This is a genomic window from Vibrio sp. JPW-9-11-11 (genome assembly GCF_013369335.1).
Classification (GTDB): Bacteria; Pseudomonadota; Gammaproteobacteria; order Enterobacterales; family Vibrionaceae; genus Vibrio.
Genome location: NZ_SZQJ01000002.1, coordinates 24,835 through 37,034, shown reverse-complemented (window position 1 = coordinate 37,034; position 12,200 = coordinate 24,835). Strand labels below are relative to the sequence as shown.

The window sequence follows — 12,200 nt, the reverse complement described above, 5'->3', positions numbered from 1 at the left end:
GATTAAAAGGCGAGAGTTTGGCTCTCGCCACTGCAGAGAGATTTTCAACATGACAAAACAAACAGTTGTTGTAGCACTAGGCGGTAACGCTCTACTTCGTCGCGGTGAGCCATTAGAAGCAGAAGTACAACGCCACAATATCGAAATCGCGGTTAAGACCATTTCTGAAATCGCACAAGAGTACAACGTGGTGCTAGTGCATGGTAACGGCCCACAAGTTGGCTTATTAGCACTGCAAGGGTTGGAATACAAAAAAGTAGCCCCTTACCCACTCGACGTATTGGGCAGCGAAACGCAAGGCATGATCGGTTACATGCTGATGCAAGAGTTTAAAAACCAGATGCCTAACGTTAACGCGACTTGCATGCTTACCCAGATGACCGTTGACCCTAGCGACCCAGCCTTTGCGGACCCAACCAAGCCAATTGGGCCGATTTACGAAGAAGCAGAAGCGCGTGAGCTGGCAGAGAAATACCACTGGACCATCAAACCAGACGGCAAACACTTCCGCCGCGTGGTGCCAAGCCCACAACCGACTGGCATTGTCGAGCACGAAGCGATCACCGCACTTATCGAACAAGGTCATTTAGTGATTTGTACTGGTGGCGGCGGCATCCCAGTCAAACGCGAAAACGGCAAGCTTGTTGGTGTGGAAGCGGTCATCGACAAAGACATGTCAGCAGCATTCCTCGCGAAACAGCTTGATGCGGATGCGCTGCTTATCCTCACTGACGCCGATGCTGTTTATCTCGATTGGGGCAAACCAACCCAACACGCACTGCGCGGCACAACGCCAACTGAGCTGGCGAAATACGAGTTTGATGCAGGTTCCATGGGACCAAAAATCGAAGCCTCGTGCGAGTTCATCAAGCAAGGCGGAAAAGTGGTCGGTATCGGCTCGCTAGAAGATGGCCTACGCATCCTTCAAGGCACCGCGGGCACCAATATCACTAAAGGCTAAAAACCTATAGCTGGAGCGAGCCATCGAGAGGTCACCCCTCGTTGAATCAAGACACTCATGCCTCGCTCCCCACTGTGGCAAACACTTAAAGCAACCAACATTATTAATTGCTGCGTTTTCTTACCTCTTTCCCTGCAATAAGAGAGCGCTAAACCCTAAGAAGGAAAACATCATGGCTTTCAACCTACGCAACCGTAACTTCCTAAAACTACTAGACTTTACTCCACGTGAAATCCAACACTTCTTGGATCTTTCTGCGGAGCTGAAAAAAGCAAAATACAACGGCTATGAGCAACCTCGTCTAAAAGGCAAAAACATTGCGCTGATCTTCGAAAAAACCTCAACTCGTACTCGTTGTGCATTCGAAGTTGCCGCTTTTGACCAAGGCGCTCAAGTTTCTTACTTAGGCCCATCGGGTTCTCAAATCGGTCACAAAGAGTCAATGAAAGATACCGCTCGCGTTCTTGGCCGCATGTATGACGGCATCGAGTACCGTGGTTTCGGTCAAGAGATCGTTGAAGAGCTAGGCGCTTACGCTGGCGTGCCAGTATGGAACGGCCTAACAGACGAATTCCACCCAACTCAAATCCTAGCTGACTTCCTCACTATGATGGAGCACGGCCGCGGCAAACAGCTACACGAAATGAAGTTTGCTTACCTAGGTGATGCGCGCAACAACATGGGTAACTCACTCATGGTGGGCGCGGCGAAAATGGGCATGGACATCCGTCTAGTCGCACCAAAAGCGTTCTGGCCAGAAGAAGAGCTAGTAGCAACATGTCGCGAAATCGCAGAAGAGACAGGTGCGAAAATCACTCTAACTGAAGACGTTCAAGAAGGCGTTCAAGGCTGTGACTACCTATACACTGACGTATGGGTATCGATGGGCGAAGCGAAAGAAGCGTGGGCTGAGCGTATCAACCTAATGATGCCTTACCAAGTCAACATGGAGATGCTAAAAGCAACAGGCAACCCACATGTGAAATTCATGCACTGTCTACCTGCCTTCCACGGTGAAGATACCACGGTAGGTAAGCAACTAGCGGCAGAATACCCACAACTGAAAGATGGCGTAGAAGTGACAGATGAAGTGGTTGAGTCTAAACACTCTATCGTCTTCGATGAAGCAGAAAACCGTATGCACACCATCAAAGCAGTGATGGTTGCGACACTAGGCGACTAATCTCTCCTAGTCAGTGTATTTTGCAGGGAAATGCGGGTGGCGTTCTCAGCCTTGAAAAGGCAGTGAATAAAGCCCGCATTTTTTTTCATCCCGCGTTCAGCCAAAATACCACTAAAACGGCCAAAGCCAAGTTGCAACAAAGGACGAGAAAAGAGGCTCAAAATCAGCCAAGTTCGCATAAAAATCCATTTTCTGGATAGTTCACGCAAACGCTTGCGTTGCTAGTTTTTGTCCGTATAATCCTCCGCAATTTGTCTAGGAGAACATAAGTGAAGCAGCTCAATGCAACCCAACGTTGTTATAAAACGCGCCCTGAATCGGGGACGTTCGCTGTTCTATTTTTTGTCTCCGTCGATCTACCATCAGCCTCCTATTTTTAGGGGGCTTTTTTTTGTCTGTCATTTACGACGAGGAAGTAAGCTATGGCGCATTCGTTATTCAAAAAGCACATTATCTCTATCCCTGAGCTCAGCCGTGAAGAACTGGAGTTGATCGTCGACACGGCGGCTAAATTGAAAGCAGAACCGAACCCAGAACTGCTTAAAAACAAGGTCGTGGCGAGCTGTTTCTTTGAACCATCGACTCGTACTCGCCTCTCGTTTGAGACGGCGGTTGAACGCCTTGGAGGCAGCGTGATTGGTTTTGATAACGGCGGCAATACCTCTCTGGCGAAAAAAGGCGAGACATTAGCTGACTCGGTTCAAGTGATCGCTTCTTATGTCGATGCGTTTGTGATGCGCCACCCACAAGAAGGAGCTGCCCGTTTGGCTTCTGAGTTCTCAAAGGGTGTACCGATTGTTAACGGCGGTGATGGTGCCAACCAACACCCAACTCAAACCCTGCTCGATCTGTTCTCTATCTATGAAACCCAAGGTACGCTCGATAACCTCAATGTCGCGTTTGTCGGTGATTTAAAATATGGCCGTACCGTTCACTCGCTGACTCAAGCCTTAGCCAAGTTCAACAACGTGCGTTTCTTCTTTATCGCACCCGACGCACTGGCCATGCCAGAGTACATCTGTGAAGAGCTTGAAGAAGCAGGCATCAAGTTCAGCATGCACAACAACATTGAAGAAGTGGTGCCAGAGCTGGATGTGCTGTATATGACTCGGGTACAGAAAGAACGTTTTGATGAATCAGAGTACGCGCATATGAAATCAGCCTTTATCCTAACGGCAGCAACCTTGGAAGGCGCGCGCGACAATCTCAAAGTGCTACACCCACTCCCACGCGTTGACGAGATCACCGTTGATGTCGATAAAACCAAACACGCTTACTACTTTGAGCAAGCAGAAAACGGCGTCTACGCGCGTGAAGCATTGCTTGCCCTTGTTCTTAACGAAACCCTTTAATCTGCAGGAGACTTATCATGGTGAAACAAACTCAACTACAAGTAGAAGCGATTCGTAATGGTTCAGTCATTGACCATATCCCTGCAAACGTCGGCATTAAAGTGCTCAAACTGTTCAAGATGCACAAGGCCAACCAGCGCATCACTATTGGCTTAAATCTGCCTTCATCGGCGCTCGGTGGCAAAGACTTAATCAAGATTGAAAACGTCTACCTGACCAAAGAGCAAGCCAATCAACTGGCTCTGTATGCGCCTAAAGCTACGGTCAATCAAATCGAAGAGTACAAGGTCGTTAACAAGCTCAACTTGGTGCTACCTGATAGCATCGAAAGCGTATTCGAGTGCCCGAACAGCAACTGTATTTCGCACGGCGAGCCAGTCGAGAGCCGCTTTAAAGTGCAGCAAAAACACGAGAGCGTCCAACTTAAATGTCACTACTGTGAAAAAGTATTCTCTCGTGAAATCATGACCGAGGCGCGTTAACCCGGCACTGCAGCCGTACCATTCAATACCTACCCTTATCACTGGATAATTATTCCTTGAGTGAAATAATTATCCAGTACCGCTAGAATATAACTCTAACTATTTTGTAATTAACTAGTTGTTTGTTTGGCGATCCCATTCACAAAGCCACATATACTTTGGTGGTATTATCCAGTAAATGACTAATTCACCGCAGAAGTGAACGCTCAAGACTCGCCAGCCCCGTAAGGAAAGAAGGGCGCTGATTGTTGCATGGACGAACCACCCTACGTCATGTTTTTTTGAGGAGTTCCCATGAGTGAAACTCTAAATCCAACCACGATTGATTACAGTGAAGACAAAACACTGACTGCTGCATGTAAGCGCTTACTGCAACAACAAAGCTTTACCACTCAAAACGAGCTCCGTGAGGCCCTGATTAACATCGGTTTTGAAGGGATCAGCCAGTCGACCGTTTCTCGGTTACTTTCGCAACTGGGCGTGGTAAAGGTACAAAATGCCTGCGGTAAGAAGGTCTATTGCATTACCGTCGAAACCGCTCCCGTTCGAGTTGAGTCTTCTATCTCGTCTCAAATCGAATTTATCACCCACAATCAGGCCATGGTGGTGGTAAAAACCCACCCAGGCAGCGCGCAACTGGTCGCGCGCCTAGTGGATATTGACCCACATACAGAAATTTTAGGGACCGTCGGCGGCAATGACACTGTATTGGTGATCCCGAAAGATATCGATCATATCGATGCGTGCGAGCGCGTCGTGCGCGCGCGTTTAGGCGTTGCATAAGGGTTTTACCGCGCCACCTCACCGTGAGGTGGCGGCTCACTTTATGCCTATCAAACATTTCTGACCTTAGGGTGAAACTAATTCCCCCTTTCTCCTGTCTGATTGAGTTAAAATAAACCAAATTTTACTCTTGTGACGATTTATGCGCTTCGCCTTTTCTGTATTTTTGCTCTGTTTCAGCGTTATCTCTGCGCCAGCGATGGCATTATTTGGTAACTCAAACGCTGCGCCTAGCTTTACCGACAACACTGGTTTCACCAATAACAATCGCTTCGTTCCCGTTGACCAAGCCTTTCCTTTTAATGCCTTCCAGCAAGGCGATCGCCTGATGCTCGATTGGCAAGTGAAGGAAGATTACTACCTTTACCAGCACCGAATCTCTGTGGCGGGGGAAAACGTCGAGCTTGGTGAAATCAATATGCGCGACGGTGAGCCGTATAAAGATGAATTTTTTGGTGACGTTAACATCTACACTTCACCTCTGTTTGTCGAAGTGCCTCTGCTCAACTATCAATCTGGCGCCCGTGTGATCGTCCAATATCAAGGCTGTGCCAAAGCAGGGTTCTGTTACCCGCCAGAAACGCGCATTGTCGATATCACCAGCTTTCAGTTTTCTGATGCCGAAACAGTGATGACAAAACAACCGGCCGATGCCTCTACCCAAGGGTCAGCTAACGTCGCACCTCAATCCAGCGATGCCAGCCTTGCCTCTAAACTCAGTGACACCTGGTGGACGCCAGTTCTGTTTTTGGCGCTCGGTATAGGTCTCGCGTTTACGCCCTGCGTTCTGCCTATGTACCCCATTTTAACCAGTATCGTGCTCGGCAGTGGCAAGCTGAGTCATGGTCGCGCGCTGGGCCTCGCGTTCATCTATGTGCAAGGCATGGCGCTCACTTATACCCTACTAGGGCTCGTTGTCGCTTCCGCTGGGCTGCAGTTTCAGGCCGCCATGCAGCACCCTTACGTCTTGATCGGCTTAAGTGTCCTGTTCATCGCGCTCGCTCTGTCGATGTTTGGCCTCTACACCCTGCAATTACCGAGCGGAATGCAAACTTGGCTCAATAACCTCAGCAATAAGCAGCAAGGTGGCAGTACACTCGGCGTCTTCGCGATGGGTGCGATTTCAGGTTTGGTCTGCTCGCCCTGCACCACGGCGCCGTTATCCGGTGCCCTACTGTATGTGGCGCAAAGCGGTGATCTTTTGACTGGCGGCATCGCTCTATACGCTCTCGCGATCGGCATGGGGATTCCGCTAATGTTGGTGGCCGTATTTGGCAATAAGCTACTCCCCAAAGCAGGCAACTGGATGGACCGAGTCAAAACCCTGTTCGGTTTCGTGTTGCTGGCGGCGCCTATTTTCTTACTCGAACGTATCTTACCGCCAGTGTGGGCAACCGGTTTGTGGTCCGTGCTTGGTATCGCCGCTTTTGGCTGGCTTTATCATGTTAAAAACAGTTTGGAGTTCGGCGGTTGGAAACAGAGCACCATTGGGATCATAGCAGTGCTCGGGCTGTTTGCGTCTGCACAACCCGCTTTACAATACTATTTCGCGGCCCCAGCTAGCGAGCAACAAAATCAGATCGAGTTTATTCGTGTTAGTAATGTCGACCAACTAGAGCAGCAACTCGCGCTAGCCAAGCAAGCGGGTAAACCTGTAATGCTCGACTTTTACGCAGACTGGTGCGTTGCGTGTAAGGAGTTTGAGAAATACACCTTCCACCAGCCACAAGTCGAAGCCAGATTAAAGAACTTTGTGTTACTGCAAGCAGACGTTACCCGCAACCAAGTCGAAGACATTGAGCTACTGAAAAAGCTTAACGTGTTAGGCCTGCCTACGATCGAGTTTTGGTCAACGGATGGCGCTAATGTCACCGGTGGGCGAATTACCGGTTTTATGGATGCCGATACCTTCCTCGAGCATTTGGACACCCATAACCTTTAAGCAATTCAAACAGCGCCAGTAAGTAAATTGGTGCTCTTGCAGTTAGCGACCAAGTACCAGCCAAAGTGAGCAAATATCCATAAACGGCGTAGCAGAAATGGGCATTTGTTGGCTTTGGCTGATATCAATATGCAATATCGCTAATAAAACCCGATACAGTTCAGACTTTTAGCGAATAAATATTGTCCACAAATGCAAAGGTGTTAATAATTCTATTAACCAAACCTTCATAAGTAGTTAACGTCATGGATTCGACTTACACCATAATCATCGCTGATGATCACCCGCTATTTCGCAACGCGCTGTTTCAATCGGTGCATATGGCGGTCAGTGGCGCGAACCTACTCGAAGCAGACTCACTTGAAGCACTACTGACGCTGTTAGCCAAAGAGCAAGAGCCCGATTTACTGCTGCTTGATCTTAAAATGCCAGGCGCTAATGGTATGTCAGGCTTGATCCAGTTACGCGCGGAGTACCCAGACCTACCGATAGTCGTCGTGTCTGCCAGCGAAGAGTCCGCAGTGGTTACCCAAGTAAAAAGCCACGGTGCGTTTGGTTTTATCCCTAAGTCGAGTGATATGCGAGAGCTGGTCAGTGCATTGAATCAAGTTCTCAATGGCGAACCCTTTTTCCCAGAAGGTTCAATCACCAACAATGCGGCATGCAATGACTTAGCGGAAAAAATTGCCACTTTAACGCCTCAACAATATAAAGTTCTCGGTATGCTATCTGATGGCTTACTTAATAAGCAGATTGCTTATGAGTTAAATGTTTCAGAAGCCACTATTAAAGCCCATATGACCGCAATCTTCAGAAAGTTAGGGGTAAAAAATCGCACTCAAGCCGTTATTTTACTTCAACAGCTTGAATCTGAAACTTAACTAACGCCAATCTGACACTTTCTAATACTACATTTTGCTAAACTCACCGAGTCAGGCAACAATCTGATTTACCCCTCTGTTCACTAACTCTGGGAGTACATCTCTTGCTAAGTGTCTTAATCACTCAATTCGTTGTTTTATGGGCCGTGATTGATCCGGTCGGCTCTGTTCCCGTCTATCTGTCACAAACTCATCACTTAACCGCGAAGCAGCGCAGACTTGTTGCGTTAAAAGCGGTGGGCATCGCCACTGGTGTGCTGCTGTTTTTTCTTGTGGTGGGCCAGCTTTTACTTGAAGCAATGCAAATCCCCTTACCCGCCTTCCAAGCTGCTGGTGGATTAGTACTGCTGCTATTTGCGCTAACCATGATCTTTGGCGAATCCAAACCCGAACAAGAAGCCAAACTATCACAAGAGGTAAGCCATTCCGACCTGGCTGATCTCGCGGTATACCCACTGGCGATTCCATCAATTGCTTCACCAGGTGCGATGATGGCAATCGTGATGCTCACCGACAATCATCGCTATTCGTGGATAGACCAAGGTTTGACTGCCGCGGTAATGATTTCAGTGCTGTTGATTACTTTGGCTTTACTGCTTGGCGCTACCCACATACAAAAATGGATTGGCAATGTTGGCGCCGCCATTATCAGCCGAGTAATGGGGCTTATTTTGGCCGCCGTGGCGGTGAACAATCTGCTGATGGGGATCAAAGAATTCTATCTCGGTGGCTAAAATTCACCTAAATAGACCCGCAAACGTTAGACTTTCGGCTAATTTAACACAACATTAACATCACATTTTCTCATCAACTACCATTAAGCGCCTTATTTTGCGGCGCTTTTTGTTTTTTACACCCCGACTAAAGTTGAAAAGAGTTCTTGCCCTACCCTTGCTAATGTAGATATTGAAACATTTTCTTAACAACAAACACGTAAGGAGACGGCAATGGCGTTTGAAAGTCAGGAACGAGCCAAGGCCTACTGGGATAAAAACGTAAAACTGATGATCTCTTTGATGGTCGTTTGGTTTGTCGTTTCATTTGGCTGCGGCATTTTATTTGTCGACGTACTTAATCAATTTCAACTAGGTGGTTACAAGCTAGGCTTCTGGTTTGCTCAGCAAGGCTCTATCTATACCTTCCTAGGTATTATTTTCTACTACGCGTGGAAGATGCGCCAAATCGACCGTGAATTCGGCGTAGATGAGTAAGGAGTAACTCAGATGGATTTGAAAACTATCACTTACCTCGTAGTTGGTGCGACTTTTGTCCTCTACATCGGGATTGCGATTTGGGCACGTGCAGGCTCAACGAAAGAGTTCTATGTTGCAGGCGGTGGTGTTAACCCAATCGCTAACGGCATGGCAACCGCAGCAGACTGGATGTCAGCCGCATCGTTTATCTCTATGGCGGGTCTGATCGCCTTTATGGGTTACGGCGGCTCAGTCTTCCTAATGGGTTGGACAGGCGGTTACGTACTTCTCGCGCTTCTACTTGCCCCTTACCTACGTAAGTTCGGCAAGTTCACAGTACCAGAGTTCGTAGGTGAGCGTTTCTACTCAAACGCAGCGCGTATCGTGGCGGTTGTGTGTCTTATCATCGCGTCGGTCACTTACGTTATCGGTCAGATGAAAGGTGTGGGTGTTGCGTTCGGCCGTTTCCTAGAAGTGGATTACTCTACTGGTCTTCTGATCGGTATGTGTATCGTATTCATGTACGCAGTAATGGGCGGCATGAAAGGGATTACTTACACGCAGATTGCTCAATATTGCGTACTCATTTTAGCTTACACTATTCCAGCAATCTTTATCTCTCTGCAGCTAACGGGTAACCCTCTACCTCAGATAGGCCTAGGTAGTACTATCCAAGGCACCGATGTGTATCTGCTCGATAGGCTCGACCAGGTGGTCACCGAACTCGGCTTTAGTGAATACACCACCCAAGTCCGTGGCGATACACTCAACATGTTCGTTTACACTATGTCACTGATGATCGGTACGGCGGGTCTGCCACACGTAATCATCCGTTTCTTCACTGTACCTAAGGTTCGTGACGCACGTACTTCTGCAGGTTGGGCTCTAGTCTTCATCGCTATCCTATACACGACTGCTCCAGCAGTATCGGCAATGGCTCGTCTAAACCTAATGGATACGGTTAACCCAGCTCCAGGCCAGCACCTTGCTTATGATGAGCGTCCAGACTGGTTCAAGAACTGGGAGAAAACAGGTCTACTTGGTTTCGAAGATAAAAACGGTGATGGCAACATCCAATACACATCTAGCGCAGCCACCAATGAGCTAAAAGTTGACCGTGACATCATGGTACTGGCTAACCCAGAGATTGCGAAGCTACCAAACTGGGTCATCGCTCTAGTGGCAGCAGGTGGTCTGGCAGCGGCACTATCAACGGCGGCAGGTCTATTGCTGGCTATTTCGTCCGCGATATCACACGACTTAATCAAAGGCGTTATCAATCCGAATATATCTGAGAAGAAAGAACTGCTCGCCAGTCGAATCTCGATGGCGGTGGCGATTGCAGTGGCGGGTTATCTTGGCCTCAACCCACCAGGCTTTGCCGCAGGTACAGTAGCACTGGCCTTTGGTCTCGCCGCATCGTCCATCTTCCCTGCACTGATGATGGGTATCTTCAGCAAGGGTATCAATAAGGAAGGCGCAATCGCAGGTATGATTGCGGGTATCAGTATCACTCTATTCTACGTGTTCCAGCACAAAGGCATCCTATTTGTCGCGGACTGGACTTACCTAGAAAGCTGGGGTAGCAACTGGTTCCTAGGCATCGAGCCAAACGCATTTGGTGCAATTGGTGCACTGTTTAACTTCATCGTCGCCTTTGCTGTATCGAAAGTAACAGCTGAAACGCCACAAGAAGTGAAAGATCTGGTTGAACACGTACGTGTACCAGTCGGTGCTGGCGAAGCAGTCGACCACTAATAATAATACTCAACACACAAAAGCCCCACTCGGGGCTTTTTTATTCTCTATTTTCAGTTAACGTTATTGAAGTCTGTTGTAGCAAGGAAGCCAAGATGTTCAAAAATAAGCACTTTCTCATCGCCTTACTGATCGCCCCTATCTTATCTTTGATTGCCTATTTCGGTACCGACCTCGCGCTTAGCGAAAAACCGCATGCAGCAAAAGAAGGCGCCACTTATAAATTGGCAGCAAAGTCGAACTGTCGTTATACCAGCGGCTTGTGTGATATGGAGAACGGTGAATTCAAAGTGCAATTTCGCTCTGAAAAGCTGACATCCCAAGAACTCGAGCTTTCACTGAAAGCGGCGTACCCTCTTGATGGCGTCAAGTTATCGATCGTCGCTAACCCAGAGAAGAGTGTTCAGCCTAAGGATATGCAGGCAATGGATGAGAGCGGCAAACACTGGACAATTTCACTGCCCAAACCCACTTCTGAAGAGAGTTGGTTACGCGTCGCGATCCAGTCAGAAGGCACGCTCTATTACGGCGAAACTCAAACCGCTTTTGTTAAATACGAGACCTTGTTTACGGAATAGAGCAGCGAGAGATTTTTTAAAGGGTTGACGCATGGCGTCAACCCTTTTTGCTACCAACAAATAACTGTCATCCTCGAAAGGAAAGCGAGACCGAGTTAGGGATCTCTTTGAGCAAGTAGACAACCTTAGAGATTCCCTACTCGCTCCTTCATCACTCTATGGAATGACAGCTCCGCCGGCTCTCAAAGGGCGAAGTCCGATCTCGAAGCTAAGCGTTGTCGACGCTATATACCGTCACCGCCAATAAAGCTCTGTGAGCGACCATTAAACTGTTGGTCCATATCGAGAGAAGGTTTCTCTGTTTTCGGCCGGCCCACAATCTTCGCAGGCACTCCAGCCACCGTGGTGTGTGGAGGCACAGGCTGAAGCACCACTGAACAAGAGCCAATTTTAGCCCCTTCACCGACTTCAATATTACCGAGAATTTTAGCCCCAGCGCCAATCATGACACCCTCGCGAATTTTCGGGTGGCGGTCACCGCACTCTTTACCTGTACCGCCCAGAGTCACGTCTTGAAGAATGGAAACATCGTCTTCAACCACAGCCGTCTCACCAATCACAATACCTGTCGCATGGTCGAGCATGATGCCACGGCCAATACGCGCCGCGGGATGAATGTCGACCTGACAGGCAACCGAAATTTGGTTTTGCAGATAGGTGGCAAGGGCGATTCGTCCTTGTTTCCACAACCAGTTCGCCACTCGGTAACCTTGTAAGGCATGGTAACCTTTGAGATACAAAAGTGGCATAGAATACATTGCAACAGCAGGGTCGCGGTTAACCGTCGCACAAATATCGCAAGCCGCCGAGGCGCTAATACTCGGATCAGCGTTTAACGCTTCTTCTACTACCTCGCGTACCGCCATAGCCGGCATGGATGCCGTCTTGAGTTTATTGGCGAGAATATAACTCAGTGCCGCACTTAAGCTATCATGCTTAATAATGGTCGCGTGGTAGAAGCTTGCTAACATTGGCTCCTGTTCGGACAGCTCGCGAGCTTCTCGAACAATGGTTTGCCATACCTTCTGTTTTTCACAATGTTTCATGGTATTCCCTAGCACTGGTCAATCCTCGACCAGTGTCACTA

At 48.4% G+C, this 12,200-nt stretch carries 13 protein-coding genes; 11 read left to right on the top strand and 2 right to left on the bottom strand.

Annotated elements, in window-relative coordinates; translation table 11 throughout:
• Nucleotides 1-49: 49 nt before the first annotated feature.
• Nucleotides 50-961: a carbamate kinase gene (gene arcC / locus FCU94_RS01095; RefSeq protein WP_176286741.1), complete on the top strand. Its 912-nt coding sequence runs from the start codon at nucleotides 50-52 to the stop codon at nucleotides 959-961.
• 172 nt (nucleotides 962-1,133) lie between these two features.
• Entirely contained in the window at nucleotides 1,134-2,144 is a 1,011-nt protein-coding gene (locus FCU94_RS01090) for an ornithine carbamoyltransferase (protein ID WP_008078865.1), read from the top strand.
• On the opposite strand, the gene FCU94_RS01085 is transcribed toward FCU94_RS01090, so the two are convergent.
• Complete coding sequence (locus FCU94_RS01085) at nucleotides 2,141-2,323, bottom strand: hypothetical protein (RefSeq protein WP_176286740.1); 183 nt, start codon at nucleotides 2,321-2,323, stop codon at nucleotides 2,141-2,143. The genes FCU94_RS01090 and FCU94_RS01085 overlap by 4 nt on opposite strands.
• A gap of 243 nt (nucleotides 2,324-2,566) precedes the next feature.
• Here FCU94_RS01085 and pyrB point away from each other — a divergent pair, with 243 nt between their 5' ends.
• The 9 genes from pyrB (at nucleotide 2,567) to FCU94_RS01040 (ending at nucleotide 11,113) form a co-directional block, all read left to right on the top strand.
• Entirely contained in the window at nucleotides 2,567-3,496 is a 930-nt protein-coding gene (pyrB, locus tag FCU94_RS01080; RefSeq protein ID WP_176286739.1) for an aspartate carbamoyltransferase, read from the top strand.
• Between the two features lie 17 nt (nucleotides 3,497-3,513).
• Nucleotides 3,514-3,978, top strand: coding sequence for an aspartate carbamoyltransferase regulatory subunit (gene pyrI, locus FCU94_RS01075; protein ID WP_176286738.1), 465 nt, complete (start codon nucleotides 3,514-3,516; stop codon nucleotides 3,976-3,978).
• A gap of 294 nt (nucleotides 3,979-4,272) precedes the next feature.
• Nucleotides 4,273-4,761: an arginine repressor gene (locus tag FCU94_RS01070; protein WP_176286737.1), complete on the top strand. Its 489-nt coding sequence runs from the start codon at nucleotides 4,273-4,275 to the stop codon at nucleotides 4,759-4,761.
• Between the two features lie 142 nt (nucleotides 4,762-4,903).
• Nucleotides 4,904-6,703 carry a protein-disulfide reductase DsbD gene (locus tag FCU94_RS01065; protein ID WP_176286736.1) on the top strand — a complete coding sequence of 600 codons (1,800 nt, stop codon included), beginning with the start codon at nucleotides 4,904-4,906 and terminating at the stop codon, nucleotides 6,701-6,703.
• 245 nt (nucleotides 6,704-6,948) lie between these two features.
• Entirely contained in the window at nucleotides 6,949-7,584 is a 636-nt protein-coding gene (locus FCU94_RS01060) for a response regulator (protein ID WP_176286735.1), read from the top strand.
• 104 nt (nucleotides 7,585-7,688) lie between these two features.
• A complete protein-coding gene (locus tag FCU94_RS01055; protein ID WP_176286734.1) occupies nucleotides 7,689-8,318 on the top strand; it encodes a MarC family protein in 630 nt (209 codons plus the stop codon).
• Between the two features lie 213 nt (nucleotides 8,319-8,531).
• Complete coding sequence (locus FCU94_RS01050) at nucleotides 8,532-8,795, top strand: DUF4212 domain-containing protein (protein WP_176286733.1); 264 nt, start codon at nucleotides 8,532-8,534, stop codon at nucleotides 8,793-8,795.
• A gap of 12 nt (nucleotides 8,796-8,807) precedes the next feature.
• Nucleotides 8,808-10,535, top strand: a complete 1,728-nt coding sequence (locus FCU94_RS01045) for a sodium:solute symporter family protein (protein ID WP_176286732.1) — start codon at nucleotides 8,808-8,810, stop codon at nucleotides 10,533-10,535.
• 95 nt (nucleotides 10,536-10,630) lie between these two features.
• Nucleotides 10,631-11,113, top strand: coding sequence for a hypothetical protein (locus FCU94_RS01040; protein WP_176286731.1), 483 nt, complete (start codon nucleotides 10,631-10,633; stop codon nucleotides 11,111-11,113).
• A gap of 224 nt (nucleotides 11,114-11,337) precedes the next feature.
• Here the strand turns inward: FCU94_RS01040 and cysE are convergent, their stop codons facing one another.
• Nucleotides 11,338-12,159, bottom strand: a complete 822-nt coding sequence (gene cysE, locus FCU94_RS01035) for a serine O-acetyltransferase (protein WP_176286730.1) — start codon at nucleotides 12,157-12,159, stop codon at nucleotides 11,338-11,340.
• Nucleotides 12,160-12,200: the final 41 nt, after the last annotated feature.

What these genes read in the sequence shown, in the direction of transcription:
- arcC (WP_176286741.1), top strand. Translation starts at nt 50, where the DNA reads ATGACAAAACAAACAGTTGTTGTAGCACTAGGCGGTAACGCTCTACTT.
- FCU94_RS01090 (WP_008078865.1), top strand. Translation starts at nt 1,134, where the DNA reads ATGGCTTTCAACCTACGCAACCGTAACTTCCTAAAACTACTAGACTTT.
- FCU94_RS01085 (WP_176286740.1), bottom strand. Translation starts at nt 2,323, where the DNA reads ATGCGAACTTGGCTGATTTTGAGCCTCTTTTCTCGTCCTTTGTTGCAA.
- pyrB (WP_176286739.1), top strand. Translation starts at nt 2,567, where the DNA reads ATGGCGCATTCGTTATTCAAAAAGCACATTATCTCTATCCCTGAGCTC.
- pyrI (WP_176286738.1), top strand. Translation starts at nt 3,514, where the DNA reads ATGGTGAAACAAACTCAACTACAAGTAGAAGCGATTCGTAATGGTTCA.
- FCU94_RS01070 (WP_176286737.1), top strand. Translation starts at nt 4,273, where the DNA reads ATGAGTGAAACTCTAAATCCAACCACGATTGATTACAGTGAAGACAAA.
- FCU94_RS01065 (WP_176286736.1), top strand. Translation starts at nt 4,904, where the DNA reads ATGCGCTTCGCCTTTTCTGTATTTTTGCTCTGTTTCAGCGTTATCTCT.
- FCU94_RS01060 (WP_176286735.1), top strand. Translation starts at nt 6,949, where the DNA reads ATGGATTCGACTTACACCATAATCATCGCTGATGATCACCCGCTATTT.
- FCU94_RS01050 (WP_176286733.1), top strand. Translation starts at nt 8,532, where the DNA reads ATGGCGTTTGAAAGTCAGGAACGAGCCAAGGCCTACTGGGATAAAAAC.
- FCU94_RS01045 (WP_176286732.1), top strand. Translation starts at nt 8,808, where the DNA reads ATGGATTTGAAAACTATCACTTACCTCGTAGTTGGTGCGACTTTTGTC.
- FCU94_RS01040 (WP_176286731.1), top strand. Translation starts at nt 10,631, where the DNA reads ATGTTCAAAAATAAGCACTTTCTCATCGCCTTACTGATCGCCCCTATC.
- cysE (WP_176286730.1), bottom strand. Translation starts at nt 12,159, where the DNA reads ATGAAACATTGTGAAAAACAGAAGGTATGGCAAACCATTGTTCGAGAA.